The sequence below is a fragment of the Prevotella marseillensis genome, assembly GCF_900625065.1.
In the GTDB taxonomy this organism is placed as follows: Bacteria; Bacteroidota; Bacteroidia; order Bacteroidales; family Bacteroidaceae; genus Prevotella; species Prevotella rara.
This window is the reverse complement of sequence record NZ_UYXY01000001.1, coordinates 2,233,306-2,250,370: the sequence shown is the minus strand read 5'-3', so window position 1 is coordinate 2,250,370 and position 17,065 is coordinate 2,233,306. Positions and strand designations below refer to the sequence as shown.

Sequence of the window (17,065 nt, the reverse complement as noted above, 5' to 3'; positions counted from 1 at the left end):
CTTATTTTTCTATGTATGATGCAACAAAATAGACAATCGAAATGACAGTGTAAAGAAAACACGGCAGGAAAATCCAGAGTAAAGCCTTCACCCAACCATTCGACAACCAAACACCTTCATTCCTTGACATCATATTAGACATATCATAGAAATGGCGAGTGAGAATTTCTTTATTCTCCTTTCGGTGGTCTTCAAGAAGTTTGGACTCCTCCGATATGTATTTCTTCCTGTCATCAGTTAGCTTTTCTATATCGGCATTATCAACTTTAGTCGTGAACTTTATATCTCTCACCTTGGCAATAAAGCTGTCAATGGCTTTTGTAACGGCATCAGCTTTATCGGTGGCTTCAACCAAGTTGTCTTTTGCCTCCGTTAAGGAAATCGTTGCCGTATCAAGACTTGATTTTGCAGCATTCAAAGTGGCTTCTGCATTCTTGTAGGCTTGAAGCTGTTTGTCGAACTTGTCAGAAGCCTTGTCTGTCTCGATGTTCTTGTCAATCGTATTCTCGAAAGAACCGAAATCCATATCCGATATTTTACTTTTACCTATTGGCATAGTACTGACGTTGTTTGTTGAACATTCGGCTATCTACCATATCCTTGCTTTTTACGAGGCCGGCACAAACGGCTTGCCATTATAGCGCAACGATGCGCCCATGACAGTTCATCCTCGTCCTTATCTCGTCCCCAACCAGAGGTTGCACCACCTCCGCCACCGCCAGACTGAGCAGCAATGGTTGTGGCTGCGTCAATATATTCAGCAAAAAGAAGTATGGCTGTCTTTTGTACATCGCTAATCTTGGCAAACACATTGTCGGCATCCAAGGCAATATTCTTGTCGATGACATCCAGACAATTCTGAGAAATATCAACAGAATAAGCGTGGAACTCGTCCGTAGAAAAGTCGAAATGTCGTATCTTGGGAGTGTTGTCCACAGTGGGCATAGTCTTTGATGTCGTTATGTTCTTTGGCTGTTGAGTATTCTTTGGGGGAATAGAAACTGCTTTAGCCACCTCTTGGTGATGCAACTTTGCCCAAGTGCTTTCGATTTTTGACGGCATCAAACAGCGACCTTTGCCAAGTTCAGATGACTTGTAAATGGAATTGCCACGCTTAATGGCATAGCCACGCACTTGTCCTTTGCTATCAGATTGTAGTTTCACATCATATCCCATTTGCGTGAGACATTTTGTGTAAAGTCTCCAATCAAAGTACGGCATCTTAGCCAATACTGAAAGACAATCATTCGTTACTGTTTCCTTGTTCTGACGGCTTACCTCTTGTGTATCTTTCCAACCACGCTGTTGCCCAACTTTGGCGGCAGCAGTCATTGCCCTCTCATAGATATAATGGGCATCATTCACTTTGCCCCTCATGTCTATGCGGTTCGCATCTATGTGAAGGTGCATAATGCCACTCTTGCTGTCACGATGGAGTGCAATCACGTATTGGCTTTCTTTGAGGTTGGTTGCCTTTGCACTCTTTCGCTTTGACTTGGCGGAAAGGTCAACTGCATCAAACTCTCGGATAAAATCATCAGCCAACTCCTGCCAGTTCTCCATTGTCCAACCCTGCGTTTCCTCGGAGGTTGGGGAAACCTCTATACGTATCATATTCCGTTTGAGCGGATGATAACGGTTTAACTTGTCCTCGAACTTTTTCTGCAAGGCAAGCATTCTCGCCCACATTGCCGTTGGGGAAATATCTTCAGGCAAGAGGTTGGTTTTTACTATCTCTGCCTTGTCCTTATCCACTGAGTAACGTATAGCATTTGCGCCATGACTTATAACCTTTGCTTTTGCTATCATATCAATTATGTGTTCTATTGGGTTAAGTATTTCTCTATCTCAATCATGCGGTTCATTATTACCTCCGCGCTTGTTCTCCACCGTTTCATGAAGATTTCACTGCGGAGAATATTCTCACGCTCCGTTAGCGGACGGCCTTTGAGGAAGCCGAACAACTTCTGTATATCGCCCCTTGCATCCGAAAGGCTGTTCAATGCCTCCATTTCCTTGTCTGTCAAGCGTTGTTTTGGATATTTTCCTTCCAATCGTTTGCGTGCGTATGCGCTTGTGGTCAGTCCACAAAGGGCGGCATATTCCGCTATTTCCTTGTGAAGCTGTGGTGTCAGCCTTACTATCAGGCGGCTCGTGTATTTCGGAACCTCCTTTTCAATATTCTTCTTTCCCATACCAAGTATTGGTTCTATAAAAGTGTGCAACCCAATGCGAGCTTGCGAGCATTCAAGAAGTCCATTGACATACGGACAAACGAAGTGCGTTTGTATGACATTGGTATTTCTTGCATAGCACTGCTATCAGAGTTTACGCACAAGCACGCTGCACACTGTGGTTGCACCAGTTCACAGACTTGTTGTATAACGGTTCTCAAATTACCCAAGCAACAGCAATTGTGGGGCATCCACCGCTTCCATCTGTTCCTTGAAGAATTGCCTTCTGGCTTCTGCCTCCAGTTCCATGTCAGAGACGCTTGGCGGTGGAACATCTTCCTCCTCTCCATTATTGTCATTTCCTGAAGTTAGGGAAGAAAAGGAACTGTTGGCAAGTTGTGTTGGAGAAGTACCGCCATTTTTGATGGGTGGATCCTCCTTGTTAGGGAATGCGGTTGTGGAAGTCATAGTATTAGACTTGCCGGAACAGTCTCTTTGGTTGATGGGAACATAGTGAGGATTGACATATTTCTTGCCGTCAACAATCCATGCAGAAATGCATAGCAATGTGTGAACACTTCCTCGTCTTGTCTGTACAGAAGAAAGGATGCCCAATTTGTTCATGTGGTCAAGCATCTTGGAGACGGTTTTTCGGTCACACTTCCATAGTTTGGATAGAGCCACCTCTGACATGTTCACCTCCCATAATGCGGTTGTGGACTCCCCAACCTCATTTGAGGTTTCAATCTGTCGTGTCACCATCTGAATGAGTTGATAAAGGCATGAAAGGCGATTGATGCCAGCCGTGCCACCCATCAGATAGTTCACTTGTTCGTTACTCAGGATAATGCTGTTGAAAATATTACTGTTCATCGTTGTTTTATTTTTGTTGTGTAAATCTGTTCATGTTGTTATGCGGAAAACTCTCTGCCGTCAAAAGAGAAACTATCGCCTCATGCCAAAGCCTCTTTCTGGCATATAATACTCCTTGTCGTATGCGATATGGTCAAGCACACGTTGCAGTCGGTCAAGTTGGGGACTGTCAAGCACTTGTATGGCATTGATGGTAATTTTCTGTGATGCAATTCTTCGATGCTCACAGTTTCTTACCGACATGGTTCCGTCACCGTCAGCATAGACCGAATGAAGATAGTTATTGACTGCTTCCGTCTGTTCCTTGCTTGGGTAAGCAGCAGGGAAGCGGTCGGAAATGTAGTCTACCATATTGCTGACCGCATTAGCCAACAGAGGGTCACGTTTTTGCAGACTGTTTACAAGTTCATCTTTCGTCATGATGCTATGGTCTATTGTTCATTTCATTCAGACGGTTTGCAGCTTCCAGTCTTATCTCCTCCTCCGACATGGCTCTTGCTCCTCGTACCCAGTCAAGCAAGGCTTTCTTCTCAAAGAAGATGAGCTTGCCAGCAGGCTTGAAGTACGGCAACTGGTTAAGATGCGTCATCTTGTAGAGCGTGCTCTTGGCAATGCCGAGAAAGGCGGAAGCCTCTTCAAGGTTCAACACTTCCTTTGTCATATAGCAAAGGTTCTCCAACTTGTTCACTCTCGACTGAAGCTCCACTATCTTGCGCTCATGGTCGAGGTTCATCTTTAATGCGTTCTTTTCTGTCATAAATCTGATATTTTGTTTATTTCGTTATCGATTTCGGCTGCAAAGGTATATTGTTGCCAATGATATTCAAGCAGCCGTTATGGTTTATTAAAAGTGCTGATTTTCAATTCTTTGGTTCTATTTTACCATGCTGTAATGTGGTAGATTGGTCGGACACTCACTTGAAATTCAGCATCTTCAAATGTCTATCGTTCAAACATTCACAAAACCAAGGATTGGACAATAGGGGTGGCAAATCTTTGGTTCTATTGCCAGTTCTCGTTTTTGAAAATGTCCAACAGAGTGCAAAACAAAATTTAACACCCAATTTTCGCAAACCAAGCCGTTTGAGGTCAAAACCGTTTGCAATAACCACATTTGGGGTACAATGGTAGGAAAATGAGTTGTGAATGAGAGAAATAGGGATTTCCCCTCGTTTTTCAAGGGACAAATTTGTACCTTTGCAAACGAAACAGAGGTATTCCACAAGGGATATTTCGGGCAAAGTGTTCTTGACTTTATTTTTCCGTGGTTTTGTCCCGTTTTTGTCCCTCGCTGATTTTGTGTCACGAGACAAGAATTTGTAAGTTGCTGATTTACAACGATTAAAGTCGTGTTTTAGAGAATTGGTAACGGCAACCACCAGTAACCACCAAAAAGGCCCATTCGAGCCTGTGAAAGTAGCGTCGCACAGAAACTCGTTGGTCTGGAAAATCACGTCATCAATCTCTTCTTCCAAGATGTTGATGCCGAAGTCGGATAATATGCTGCTGTTGTCTGCCATAACTCCTTATCTGTTTATTTTCAAATCATTGTCATCCTCATTCGAGCCGTTATTACCGCCAGAATATGTGTTGTTTCTCACTGCCATTCCTGCCTCTCGCCATTTGCTGGATGCACTGCTGATGATACTTCGTTTGTTGGCGGTCTGGTAGTTGCCGTTTGCTGTCAACAATTCCTTGGTCTTGCTGGCATTCGACATCTGCACCAGTTGCTTCACAAGTGTCTCGTTCTGTTTTGCCACATCTGCATAAATCTGTAGGTACATCTTCTTACGCTTGGCATTGGGCATATAGGCATCCTTGGTGGCTTTGATGGCTGTCTCATAGACATGATAGTATTCTGTCCAGCGTTGCTTGTCACCGATGGATCCGCCTACAGGCAGGATGCGGTCGATGTTGCTCTTGAAGGCATTCATCTTGCTGTTAATTTTGCTTCCTTCCACTTTCCAGGCGAGGTCAATCTGACGGTCTGCCATATTCAACGCCTCAATCTCTGCTCTTTTGGTCAGGGCAGAGTCGATGGCTTCGGCATATTCCACTTGATTGTAAGCTCCGATTCCTGCCGTGGTACGAAAACCGAGTTTGTTCTTACTCGCAGCCGATTTCTTGTAACTGCTGTGCAGTAACTGATAGTACAATTCTGGTGACAGACTACCACTACCGATTTCCATCACCGTTATCTGGTTCTTTTTCGAACTGTCATGATTGTATGTTACACCACTTTGGGCATTGCCGCTGATAGCGACTCCCAACATCAACATGATGGTTCCTATTCTTGTTTTCTTTCTATCCATGTCTATACATTATTATATATGGGATTATAAATTCTTCGTTCTCTCAATATCCGAGTTTACCTGCCACTCTCCACCGACCGAAGGCATCTTCCAGTATTTGCTGCTTGCTTTTGGTTTGGTAAACCTTTTCTTTCCAATAGCCGATGCGCACTTGGATATATCGCCACGACTCAAAGTAGCTTTTGTTCAGATGCTTCTCTATATTGTCAAGCGAGGTGTTGATGCTTTCCAATACCACAAGAAGGTCTGCCGTAGAACACGCTGCCGCTCCTGTGGCATACAGCACCAAGTCGCTCACGCTTTTGTAGAGGTATTCGCCTTCATTTGCGATATTCTCTATGGCTCGTCGGTTAATACCTATCAGTATGGTATCGGCAAGCGAAATACGCTTTCGTTTGATGACTTTTTTGTTGTAGTCATCCAACAGCTTCTTATAGTCCGATATTCTGTCGCTCACACCCTCGTAGGTGGAGTACACGTTCAGACTGGTTCGTAAACTTTGATATAGCACATCTATCACATCAAATGCCCTGGTGTACTTGTCAAGGTCAACGTTAAGTTCCTTGTATGCCTTGGTCTCGTCCTTACTGTAACTGTGCAATAGTTTATTGCTGTATTCCAACGTGCTTCGTGCAAGCAACAGACTCCGCTGTTTCTTGTGGTCATTGATGTAGGCTTCTACGCTGGCAACATCAAATCCCCATTGGGCGAATGTTTTAGAGGGGAGGGCGAGGAGCAAGATTGCTACCAGCAATGTTCTCACAATATCCATTCGTCGCTTCTTGCTCACTGACCCTGCAACCCTCTCCGCTGCATCAGCCTTGTATTCTTTTCTATTTCTCATTTTCATTGTCTTCATCATTAAACTTGCCGTGATAGTCATCTGAGTGTTTGGTGTCGGCAGCTTTCCTTAACCAACGTTTCTTACATTTCTCCACTAGTGTCAACCGTCGTCCTTCGTCAGCATTGATATGTGGAGCGATGTCCATCAGCACGTCGATGATGTTGCGCTTGTAGTGCATCATCTTCTCCAACGATACCAAGTCTGCGTATATCTTGGTGATTCTGCTGTCCACCTCTCTGGCTACCTCTAACCTATCGCTTGACCATAGCAGGTGATAGGTGTCATCGGTATTATTGTCATCGGCAGGTGCGCTCTTAGCATATTCAGTGGTTATCTTGCACGATGGATATTCCTGTGCAATTTCCGAGATGCGCTTGTTCACTTCGTCCGCCTTTTCCTGCTCGGTCTTGCTTGGTTCAAGCGTTATCACATCCACTACTGAGGTGTTGGTGTATTCCGATGTCAGCTCCCAACTGATCTGCAGGATGGCTCTGTGTATCTTGATGCCCAAGAAATATTTCGGCTTTCTGGCAATCTTCAATGTTGCCTTGAAGGTGATGATGCCGTTGATGTTGGGCATGGTGGCTTTTCGAATGTAAGTATAGCCGCTCCATGTTCCTTCCCCTTGCCAAGTTAGGTTGTAGGCACTCTTGCAGTCGTTCATAATGGCTGGTATGCGATAGTAGTCATCCGTCGCCACGTCATTGTCCTTTCCTGCCTCTGCCTTGGCTTCCTCTATTTCCCTTTGTTTCTGTTGCCATGTGGCAAGTTCTTTGTTCAGTTGTTCGATGGAAGCTTTGTTCTTGTTGTATTGCTCCCGATACTTGGCTGCATCTTCCACACTTGCATTGGCGATTTGCTTGACAAGTGATTTGTTCTCCGCTTCCAACTGATTGATTTGCGATTGCAAAGAGGTTATCTTGGCATTGGCTTCCTGCTCTTGTTTATACAAGTCCGAGAGGTCGAGGGTGTTTTCTGTCACCGATGTTGTCATGGCGCATTTCTTGCTATGATCATTCAGCGAACCGCCACAACTCTTGCATTTGTATTGTGTGGTGCCTTGCCCCAACTGCACACCGTCGCAGCATGTCACACTGATGGTCACGCTCTCACATCCCTTCAGTTTGGCGGCATCGGTTGCCTGATAGTAGTTGCGTGCATCACTGCCTATATAATAGGTATAACCTTCCTCGTTGTCATTCCATTCGCTCAACCGGGCTTGCAGTTGTGCCTTGAAGGTGTTCAAGTCCATCGAATAGGAGTCAAAGACTGCCTCATCCACTTCTTCTGTCCTGTTCCAACTCTTGTACACCTGTATCTCGTAGGCGTATGCCTTCTGTTTCTGTCCTTTTTTCTTGCTACTGATGATGTAGCTGTTCAACCAATAGCTGATGTTATAAGTAAAGCCGTCATTCTGGTTGTTGAGCTGTTGCACCCTTGTCCTTGACCAACCTGCATGATTCTCCGAGTTTTGCAGGATAGCTTCCTTTTGGCTATTGTTGGGATAGAAGTTGGCATCCTTGGTGTTGATTCTGTACCAGTGGTCGCCTTTCAAGATGCTGTTGTCATCGGTGGGCGGTACATAGTCGCACAATTTCTCTCGTCCTTGGTCTCGTCGGGCGATATACCATCTTTGCGTGTAGTAGTTTCCTGCCGTCTCATCCAGATAGTCGGTCATCCAAGAGGTTAGGTTATAGTTGGCAAGAGAGAAAAGTCCTGCCACGTTGTCCTTGCCTCCAATCATGCCCAAGAGGGTGTTGCCTACGCTCTTGTCGAGACTTTTGAACAGCGAGGAATAGTTATCCACAATGTCGATGGCTGCACTGAGCTTGCCTTGGAAAAGGTCGTTGAACTGGCTGCTCTGCAACAGGGCATTGCCGATATTGTTCATTCCTGCTCCTGCAAGGTTGGCTCCTGCCTTATACAGATTGTCGATGTCGGCTTTCAGATTGTCTACTGTAAAATTGCCTGGCACCTTCGACAAATCGTCCAACATCTTCTTCCAATCCACGTTGCCAATCTCTGAAAGTTTCAGTATGGCAGCTATCTCCTGGTTGATTTGTAGAAAGGCGATGTCCGAGAATGTGAGGGTGCTGTTTGTTACCACACTCTCAAACTGCATGCACAGGTTCTTGGTGTCATCACATATCTTCATCAGATAGGTTCCCCAATACAGGGCAGTCTGTGGACTTTTCAGCATCATTCCTGCCACCGTCCATATCTTCGGCATGATTTTGCCCGACACCATGTTGTAGATACGGCGGTAATAGTTGTTCTCTGTGCTACTGTTCCAGATGCCCAACTCCGTCATTGCCTTGCGTTCCAAGAATTTTGAGGCGAAGATGCCGGCACTTGCCACTTCTGCTGCATTATAGTGCTTCAAGATGTTCTGCACCTGCTCGTTATAGTATGCCTCTGCCACGGCTTCCGTTCCGTATGCAGCTGCCATAGCAGCCACCGTCTGCTTGTCATAGTTCACGCTGTAGTACTGTGCGTCAGCCTTTGCCAACACACAGACTATCAGCATTATGATGGATAGAAGTCGTTTCATCTTTGATTACTTTTTATTTTTGTTCCCTAAATTCAGTACTTTTCCTGCCTGATTTACCTTTTGAGCAAAAGCGAGGCTCTTGCTGATACCACTTGCATCCCAATCCCTGCAATAGGCTTCGATAGCTTGTTGGTGGTTGCATTTCAACACTCGCTTGTAGAGTTTTAATGCTTCCTTCTCCGCTCGTTCCGTGGTGTAGGTCATATAGCACTCATGCGGTTCTTCCACACCATACACATTGCTGGTCTGTCCTCGCCTGATAAAGACTTCACGGAAGAAACTGCGTCCTTCCTTGTTCTCCAAACGGTTGATGGTGAATATCTTCTTGCAGTCCACATCGGTCAAACCGAGTATCGCCTTGATGGTGTCAAAGCGTTCCTTGAACTTGCTCTGGTCGAGCAGCATCACCACATCCGAGTTGTTGATGATGGCTTCCTTCACTATCTCACTGCCGATGATGTCCTGTATCTCCTGTGTCACCACACCCACGCTTGCCCAGAATTTTCTGGCGGTCTTATACAGATATTTTATGTATTCCGCCATCATAGGCGAGGCGATGGCTTTCCATGCCTCCTCGATGATGAGCATCTTTCGGTTCTTCTTGATGCGCATCTTCTGCAGGAACACGTCCATGATGATGAGTGTCACCAGTGGAAAGAGCAGTGGATCATCCTTGATACTGTCGATTTCGAAGACGATGAAGGTCTCATCAAACAGACTGCTGTCCATATTCTCATTCAGCGTCACATCATGGCTGCCTCCTTTGTAGAAATCCTTCAACAGATAGTTGTAGGACGAGAGGTCAATGCCATGCAGACCATTCTCCTCGCATATCTTCGGCAGTCGCTCCGTACTGAACTCATAGAAGCTGTTGAAACAGAGGTTGCTCACTCTCTTGGTGGTGAAATAGGCATCGTAATACTCGTTGATGACTTGCTCTATCAACCTGTCCTCGGTCTTGCTCACCGTGCCTTGACTTCCTTTCCATATCAGCATCACGAGGTTTTTCAGGAATCCCAACTTCTCGATGTTCCATTCCTCTCGCTTGATTTTGAAAGGGTTCATCGTGATAGGATGCTCCTCGGTATAGGAAATGTATTTTCCGCCGAAGTATTCACACAGTCCCTCATACGAGTTACCTGTATCTACCAGCACGATGTCGGTGTCCTGCTCATGAGCTTGGCGCACCATGGAGTTTACATAAAAACTCTTGCCGCTTCCCGAAGGACCGAGGACAAAGAAGTTGCTGTTGTCGGTCAGCTTGTTTCGTCCCTCTTTTCCTGATATGTCGATGGCTACTGGTACTCCTTGGCGGTCGGTATAATAGACCTTGAAGGGTGTGTCCTCGCTATGCACAATCTTTTCCTTGTACATCAGGCAGGTGGCGGCATCGCCCAACGTCATAAATCTGTCATAGTCGGCATTCATCCCATAGCAGTTGCCAGGGAATGAATTGACGAACAGTTCCAACTGGTTGTAGGCTCGCTTCGAGATATGTATGCCCATCCTGCCAAAGGCATTCTCCAGATGGTTGGTACACTTTTGTATATCCGTGTCTGGCTTCACCGTCACTATCAGATTATAGTGGGTATATACCAGCTGCTTGTTTTCTCTCGCTATCACCTCCTGCACTCGCTTGATGTCCTCTACGGCTATCAGATTGCTTGGGTTCGGCATGCTGGCATGGCGGTTCTTCTTTTTGTCGAGCATGGCAAGCTCACGCTTCTGATTCGGCACAAAGATGATTTGGTTATACACCACACTCTCCACACCAGGAATGCTGTCCACCAATGCTACCAGATCCACTGGCATGCTGGTGTTGTTCACCTCGATATTGGTGAATGGTCGTATCTGTGTCGGCAAATTGGCGCTATCGACATCCACCAGACTATATACCTTACAGCGTCTGTCACCCATACCTATCGTCTCGTCATCCACCTTGAATCCTGTCATGCTCACCATCTTGTCCCGGAAGTTCATGGCAAAGAAGCGGTCAACATACAGACTTGCTTCTTGTTTGTTCAGAAACTCCGACTTGATACCGGCATCCTTCAGTTGGTCTTGCACCTTTCTGATTTTTACCAGGAAATCTCGCCACTTTTTGTTGTCGAAGGACATCAGACGGCTCTTCTTGTTCTCCTGCGTAATGGTCAGATAGGTCATACTGTCCGTATATTCTCTTCCGTTGAAATAGCGGAAGTAGGATTCGGAAAGGAACTCGTGTCCCTTGCCACTCTCATCCTTAAACTGCTTTCTAGTAAAGATGTCCTGCTTGTGCAGGGCATAGCCTTCACCCAGAGTCTGTGCGATGGCAGCAAACAAATTGGTGAACTCATAATAGCTGTCTATATTGGCAGAATATTTCTGCACTGGGTTCTCCATTCTCAGGATGGCAGAATACTCTCCAGTCTTTGTATAGAGCACACCGATACCGTCCGTGTCTTCCACGGAGAAATAGATATCCTGAAAGATTTTCTTCCGCTTGCCACCAGTACCAAAGGCATAGACCGATATGGCCATGCCAATGCAGGTTGCCACGAAAAATAAGATTACATATAGTACCATATTCGTTTATTCTTCTGTTTCTTCGGATGATTGATGATTTCCCCTCATTCTGGATGATTTGTTGTCATTCTCTTGATAAGAGGTATTGTAGCTTTCTTCGCTATAAAGGGTTGATACACTATCCTTTGCAGTGGAATCCATCCTGCTTGTTTGTGTTTCCACGATCGCAGGATGTTCTTCTGCCTCTCTCGCCCAAGCAGCTCTTGCCTTGTCAGCACTCCTCATGGCATCCAATGTGGGTGGCTTGTAGGTCTTGTCCTTGCATGCGGTCAGCAATATGCCAGCCAATGCCATAATGATAATGTTCTTTGCTTTCATGCTCATAACCATTCTTTTATGTCAAAGATGCGATACTTTCGCTGAAACAAATAAAGGTAGACCCACACCCTTGGGGGAGAATGAGCCTACCAGTCGTTCACTTTCTACTTGTCATCCACATCTTGGTCATGTCGATACTTTTTTTGTTTCACATTTTTATATGCGCTTGCTGTAGGCATAGATAAACACTCCTTGGCCGTTCTTCTTGGTATGCAGTCCCTTCCGTTGCTTGAACATGATGAGACCTGCACCCGTAGTGATTGCCACGACCAACACTATCAGTCCTGCAATGATACCCATCAGACAGTAGGCGGCAATGAAGCCGATGATGGCTCCTCCTGCCGTGGCTGCTGCCCAATAGATATACCGCCCTTGTATTCCCATGAATTCAAGGGGCTTCTGGAGTCCCTTGAACAGTGGGTAATCGGGGTAGCGGATTTCCTGCTCTTCTCTTGCCATTCTTCACGTCGTTTCTCAATTACTGAATATGCACGGAATAACTCTCACTCGTTAGTTGGTCACACCGAAGAACAATGGCAATGCCTGTGCTGCTGCCACGAGGAAGATACATGCTCCTACAATCATCATGATCTTCTTCTTGAAATCTTACTGATTGCTCGTAATATGCTGATAATCAATACTAATTAGAATGGTAAAATTACAAAAGAAACAAATTAGGAACAACAAAATCAAGAAACCCCAAAATGAAAACATGAGAAAACATAAATTAACACTGAAAACAACGATAATTTTCCTTTTCTTTCATTTCGGGAGTAAAGCCCTAATGTTGTATGTTAATCACAAAAGTTACTTTTTCGTGCGTAAGATAGTAGCAAATTAAAGTAATAAAACATATTTTTTATGCCACTATACAATATTTCCTAAAGATTCTCGTTTATTACAATAAATGTATATATCTTTGCATTGAACTTAAATAAAATTACAATGAATGAGCTTAATAGAATAAAAGTAGTTCTTGTAGAACAAAAGAAAACAGGTAAATGGTTAGCAGGACAACTTGGAGTTAGTGTTACAACGACCAGTCGTTGGTGCTCTAATTCTGCTCAGCCAGATTTACAAACACTAAGTAAGATAGCTAAGCTGTTAAAAATAGATACAAGAGAACTTCTTGTTCCAACAGACTTGCATGAAAACTTTTAAAATTAAACAATAGAAAAATGAATAGTGAAAAAAATGCTCCTCGATATTTTATGCATAAATATTGGGGTAAAAAGCCAGCCACTGGTATAAGTCCTTTGGTTGAAAAATATACAAACCCTGGAGATACTATTATTGATCCATTTTCAGGGTATGGAGTTTTCTGTTGTGAAGCATATCTAAAAAATAGAAACGTTATAGTAAATGATCTCAATCCGATAGCTAATTTTATAGCACATAACTTGTTCTCAAACGATGTTAATATTTCAAGAGTAAAAAGGGTATGGGAAAAGATCAAAGCAGAAATGTCTACTTTCATAAACGAATGGTATAATATTACCATTGGCGAGAAAACATATCTGCCTATATCAGTTTTAAGAAATAAGGATGGTTTACCACTGCAATTTACTTTTAAGGATGGAAGAAAGACGTCTATTAAAGATATTCCAGAAGAGTTAGCAAAAGAGTTCTGTGAGAAAGAAAACAATTACAAAATAACGGATTGGTATCCTGTGGTTTCGATTATTGAAAACTCCAGAATATCAGCTCGCCCGAACATGACAATAAAAGATCTTTTTACCAAAAGGACACTTGCTTGTCATGCGAAATTGTTGTCATTGATAAATAAATATGCAGCAGGATCTGATAAAGACTTGTTTTTAATTGCATTTACAGCAAATTTAGCCAACTGTTCCAAACTTGTTCCACCTATCAAAAGCAGAGGGGCACTTGCTCAAGGAGCTTGGATGACCGGTTTTTATATTGGTGAGACATATATAGAGAATAATGTATTACATTATTACGAAAATCGCATAAGGAAGGCGATAAAGGGAAAAGAAGATTTCTTGAATGCGCTATTGGGTGATTTAATGAAAGAGCCTATCCAATCTACTTTCAAAATCACCAACTTTGATGCAAAGAGGTTGCAACTCCCAGACAACTCTGTGGACTATGTTTTTACAGACCCTCCTTATGGGGATAGTGTACCATATTTTGAGCAAAGTGTAATTTGGAACTCATGGCTACAGTTTGTTCCTGATTATCAGCAAGAAATTGTAATATCCGATAGTAATCAACGTCACAAAGATATTGAGGCTTTTGAACATGATATAAATTCTGCTTTTTCAGAAATTCGAAGAGTGTTAAAAGATAATAAATATTTTTCACTTACATTTCACTCTCTTTCTGGACTAGAATGGAAAGCCGTTAGCAATGCGTGTGTTTTCAACAATTTCAATGTTGTTGCTTATGAATGGTTAGAACAAAAGACCTACCCACCACGTCAACTTAATCGTGTTAAATCGATTAAAGGTGATGTCCTTGTGACTTTTCGAAAGAATCCAGCACCTGTACACTTACGTGTTTGTGATGATAGTCAATTTATAAGAATTATAACGGAGTTCATAACTGAAACGATCAAGAAGGGGACGACCGACACAAATGCTATAATGATGGCTATAATGGAATGGATTTTGCGAAATATGATTATAATAGGCAATGTCGATGTGTTTACAGTTCTGAATAATCGTTTTCAACTGGACAAGGAAGGAAATTGGAGTATAAAACAAAAGTAAAATATAAAAATATTCAATATGACAAACTTTGAGAAATGGGACAAAGAGTTCCGTGCACAAAATCTTTACGCTTTCAACAACAATGAAAGTGCTTTGTTGTACTTGAAGGTTAGAGCCGTATGTCGTGGAAAACAGATTAAACAATTTGTTGAGAAAAATGGCATTGAGCTTACTTCTACAAAGATTAACGAGCAGTTTGCCGAGTTGTATTCAATAATGGAGAATACACCTAATGGCATGACTATGCTTGATACTTATCTGTGCGACAGAAACAATGAATGGTATCACACGATGGGTGTGGATGAAGAAAAATTGAAAAGTGGTTTACGTCAGATAAACAACTACGAATGGGGAGGAGATCAAGAAAACTCTCTTGACCAATATCTTGTCCGTAGATATATTAAAGTAATCAGCGATTATGATGAACTACGCAGCAAGGCTGATGCTATTGCAACAAATGCTTGGAATTTCGTTCAAACAAGTTGGTATAACAACTGGACATCCTATCTTATTGAATCAATATTTAAGAAGCATAGACGTGTGTTGTCTGCGGTTGGTGAAATCAAAAGTGTTGACTTTTTTATTGAGAATAACCCTATCGATTTGAAAGTTACCTATTTTCCTGGAGCTTATATGCAAGGTAAATTAAAAGAAGCATTAGGCAACACTGAGTTAACTTGGTTGAAGCGTCAGGCTAAGAAATATGGTATTACACCAGATAAAAATCTTTCTGATTCCGAACAGTATAATTTCTTAAAAGAAGAAATCGAAAATCAAGGACATCAAGAAGTTATATCTCAACTTACTGCTACAAGAAAACAGATTGTAAATGAGGCTCGTAATAATCCAGAAAACCTGATGAAATGGCTTTATGAGAATCAAAGTCCTCGTTTGTTCGGTGCTGAAAACCGTCTGTTTGTTGTTCTTGTCGATTCTACGGACATGAATCAGTCGTGGAAGATGAAGAGAGCATTCTCGTTAATTGAGCCTAAGGTAAATACATACCTTGATAGCTTCAGTGAAAATTCTCTAAAGAAAATTGAATTCACATTTAATAAAAAAATATACGAAAGTCTTGCCGACATAATCTTTGTCGTAAAAGAATAAATGGAGGAAAGATGGTAATATTGCATAATCCAAATTCCATTTAGTTTTTCGTAAAACAGAAACGATATGAGAAAAATTGCTGCTTTATTGTTTTTGTGCTTTATGCCTATCAGCCTATTTGCACAAACTTATAAAATGTATCAAACACGTAACTACCATAACCAGTTACGTTTGAATACTGCTACGGGAGAAGTATTACAGGTGCAAGATGACGGTCAATCTTGGAAAATATGTGATGCAATGGAAGATGGTGGCGAAACTGATAATCGCTTCTGTCTTTATGAAACACAGAATATGTGGACTTTCATCATGCTTGATACCTTTACAGGAAAGAATTGGCAAGTCCAATTTAGCACAAAAGGAACAGATTACATGTTTGCTGCACCAATAAATTACTGGTCAAAAGCATATCCATCTTCAACTGATAGATGGCAGGGTAGATTCAAAATGTTTGCTACTCAAAATATGTGGACATTCATCATGTTGGATAGTTTTACAGGAAGACTTTGGCAAGTGCAATACGATACCAAGTCTTTAGACAACCTCCTTTGCGTTTCAATTAATGAAGAAGTTCTTGAAGCAGGTAATAGTAGCATTTTTACAATACAACCGATGACGAGTATGTATCAATACTATTTGATAAGCAATAAGTACGGTGCAATGTGGCAATTTCAGTGGACTACTAAAGGTCCTGACTATAGATGGATCAAAAGGGTTAATTGACAAATTGTATTTGTTTATGAAAATAAAAAACATAAATGACATTACATTGTTTAGATACTTGTTTTGTCTTGATAAAAGAGAATTGCCACAAAGCATTCTTAATTGGTGTAATAATATCGGTAGTGCAATTGATTCTGACAGAGAGAATGCGATAAGAGAATTATCTACAGTAAAAGGAAACTGCCGTAATTTGGTCGTTTTCTCTAAGACATTTATTGATACGATGGATAAATCCTATATGAAATTTACACAATTTCATATTGATATTCTCCAAGAGTTAGATAATGAGAATGGAATTGTTCGTAGCCCATACTTTATAGAAGGGTGTTATGTCGTGTATAGCATAAAGAATGGCTGTCTTACTTTATGGATATTCCAAGACAACATCGATAAGTATTTGTCCATACCTACATATTACATTTGTGTGTCACCAAAGGATAGAATTAAGGGAAATGGACATCAGTTAGACTGTATGGTTTTACCTCTTATTGATGGTTGTATGGAAGCAAATATCAGAGATTACATAGATATGGTCTTAGATTATTTGTGTTTAAGACAATGGGCAGAAGTACAATTAGGTAAAGTTTCAACCACTGTTAGAAAAGAGGTTAAGAAGAAAAAGAAAAATCAGAATGTCACAGAACCAGGACTTGATTACTATCGATTTGACAGTAAGTGGTACACAGAAATATGTAATGATGAATCTTTTAAGGTTAGTGGTCATTTCAGATTGCAACCTTATGGTGATGGCACAAGGAGACTGATATGGATTAACGAATTCACAAAGAATGGTTACCATAGAAAAGCTACTATAGACAAGGTTAAAGATGGAGAAGTCTCTCTTACATAAACATAGTAGATAGACA

18 protein-coding genes and 1 pseudogene are annotated in these 17,065 nt (G+C 42.3%); 5 read left to right on the top strand and 14 right to left on the bottom strand.

Translation table 11 applies throughout. The features are described 5' to 3' along the window. Position 1 precedes the first annotated feature (1 nt). The 14 genes and pseudogenes from EJL04_RS09125 to EJL04_RS16615 form a co-directional block, all read right to left on the bottom strand. Positions 2-556: an Mce/MlaD family protein gene (locus EJL04_RS09125; RefSeq protein ID WP_029428818.1), complete on the bottom strand. Its 555-nt coding sequence runs from the start codon at positions 554-556 to the stop codon at positions 2-4. A gap of 29 nt (positions 557-585) precedes the next feature. Continuing rightward, entirely contained in the window at positions 586-1,809 is a 1,224-nt protein-coding gene (locus tag EJL04_RS09120) for a relaxase/mobilization nuclease domain-containing protein (RefSeq protein ID WP_125104721.1), read from the bottom strand. 14 nt (positions 1,810-1,823) lie between these two features. Next, complete coding sequence (locus EJL04_RS09115; RefSeq protein ID WP_005819428.1) at positions 1,824-2,195, bottom strand: plasmid mobilization protein; 372 nt, start codon at positions 2,193-2,195, stop codon at positions 1,824-1,826. Between the two features lie 201 nt (positions 2,196-2,396). Further along, positions 2,397-3,047, bottom strand: coding sequence for a hypothetical protein (locus tag EJL04_RS09110; protein ID WP_125104720.1), 651 nt, complete (start codon positions 3,045-3,047; stop codon positions 2,397-2,399). Between the two features lie 72 nt (positions 3,048-3,119). Beyond that, positions 3,120-3,467, bottom strand: coding sequence for a hypothetical protein (locus tag EJL04_RS09105; protein ID WP_125104719.1), 348 nt, complete (start codon positions 3,465-3,467; stop codon positions 3,120-3,122). A 4-nt stretch (positions 3,468-3,471) separates the two neighbouring features. Further along, entirely contained in the window at positions 3,472-3,804 is a 333-nt protein-coding gene (locus EJL04_RS09100; protein WP_004311699.1) for a helix-turn-helix domain-containing protein, read from the bottom strand. 157 nt (positions 3,805-3,961) lie between these two features. After that, entirely contained in the window at positions 3,962-4,567 is a 606-nt protein-coding gene (locus EJL04_RS09095; protein ID WP_125104718.1) for a hypothetical protein, read from the bottom strand. A 6-nt stretch (positions 4,568-4,573) separates the two neighbouring features. Next, positions 4,574-5,359, bottom strand: coding sequence for a DUF5045 domain-containing protein (locus EJL04_RS09090; RefSeq protein ID WP_420899300.1), 786 nt, complete (start codon positions 5,357-5,359; stop codon positions 4,574-4,576). A gap of 43 nt (positions 5,360-5,402) precedes the next feature. Next, positions 5,403-6,131, bottom strand: a complete 729-nt coding sequence (locus tag EJL04_RS09085) for a hypothetical protein (protein WP_420899307.1) — start codon at positions 6,129-6,131, stop codon at positions 5,403-5,405. A 61-nt stretch (positions 6,132-6,192) separates the two neighbouring features. Beyond that, a complete protein-coding gene (locus tag EJL04_RS09080; protein WP_125104717.1) occupies positions 6,193-8,754 on the bottom strand; it encodes a hypothetical protein in 2,562 nt (853 codons plus the stop codon). 6 nt (positions 8,755-8,760) lie between these two features. Further along, complete coding sequence (locus tag EJL04_RS09075) at positions 8,761-11,319, bottom strand: TraG family conjugative transposon ATPase (RefSeq protein WP_125104716.1); 2,559 nt, start codon at positions 11,317-11,319, stop codon at positions 8,761-8,763. 6 nt (positions 11,320-11,325) lie between these two features. After that, positions 11,326-11,637 carry a hypothetical protein gene (locus EJL04_RS09070; protein WP_125104715.1) on the bottom strand — a complete coding sequence of 104 codons (312 nt, stop codon included), beginning with the start codon at positions 11,635-11,637 and terminating at the stop codon, positions 11,326-11,328. Between the two features lie 156 nt (positions 11,638-11,793). Then, on the bottom strand, positions 11,794-12,096 hold the full coding sequence (locus EJL04_RS09065; RefSeq protein ID WP_125104714.1) for a DUF4133 domain-containing protein: 303 nt from the start codon (positions 12,094-12,096) through the stop codon (positions 11,794-11,796). Positions 12,097-12,147: 51 nt separating this feature from the next. Continuing rightward, a pseudogene (locus tag EJL04_RS16615) lies at positions 12,148-12,243 on the bottom strand (DUF4134 family protein); the annotation flags it as partial. Positions 12,244-12,582: 339 nt separating this feature from the next. Between EJL04_RS16615 and EJL04_RS09055 the strand changes: the two are divergent. From EJL04_RS09055 to EJL04_RS09035, 5 genes are all read left to right on the top strand, one after another. After that, the gene (locus EJL04_RS09055; RefSeq protein WP_117692501.1) at positions 12,583-12,798 is read left to right on the top strand and encodes a helix-turn-helix transcriptional regulator; all 216 of its coding nucleotides are present in this window, start codon (positions 12,583-12,585) and stop codon (positions 12,796-12,798) included. A gap of 17 nt (positions 12,799-12,815) precedes the next feature. After that, complete coding sequence (locus EJL04_RS09050; RefSeq protein WP_125104713.1) at positions 12,816-14,369, top strand: DNA methyltransferase; 1,554 nt, start codon at positions 12,816-12,818, stop codon at positions 14,367-14,369. Positions 14,370-14,387: 18 nt separating this feature from the next. Beyond that, entirely contained in the window at positions 14,388-15,476 is a 1,089-nt protein-coding gene (locus EJL04_RS09045) for a hypothetical protein (RefSeq protein ID WP_125104712.1), read from the top strand. Positions 15,477-15,542: 66 nt separating this feature from the next. After that, on the top strand, positions 15,543-16,199 hold the full coding sequence (locus EJL04_RS09040) for a hypothetical protein (protein ID WP_125104711.1): 657 nt from the start codon (positions 15,543-15,545) through the stop codon (positions 16,197-16,199). Between the two features lie 16 nt (positions 16,200-16,215). Further along, entirely contained in the window at positions 16,216-17,049 is an 834-nt protein-coding gene (locus tag EJL04_RS09035; protein WP_125104710.1) for a hypothetical protein, read from the top strand. Positions 17,050-17,065 lie beyond the last annotated feature (16 nt).